Raw genomic sequence first — 252 nt, forward strand, 5'->3', positions numbered from 1 at the left:
AACAATCAAATCCCCTTCGTACTCTTCAGGAATTAAGTATATAGTATCTGTAGTTTCTTTACCAAAACTAATACATCCGCTTAATAAAAACATAAATACGATTCCGAAACAAAATATACTTTTCTTTAAAACATAGTAAATTTTTCTATCCATTTAAATATGCATCCCAATCGTAGTCTTCAATTTTATAGAATCTACCTTCATCATTTCTTTCATATGCACATAATGGTGGTTCCTCAAGAAATTTCAAAA

At 28.2% G+C, this 252-nt stretch carries 1 pseudogene; it reads right to left on the bottom strand.

Going from position 1 to position 252, the window contains the following annotated elements:
* Nucleotides 1–145 precede the first annotated feature (145 nt).
* A pseudogene (locus MR083_RS27290) lies at nt 146–252 on the bottom strand (immunity protein Imm33 domain-containing protein); the annotation flags it as partial.

It is taken from the genome of Bacillus cereus group sp. BfR-BA-01408, from assembly GCF_022663305.1.
Lineage (GTDB): Bacteria > Bacillota > Bacilli > Bacillales > Bacillaceae_G > Bacillus_A > Bacillus_A pacificus.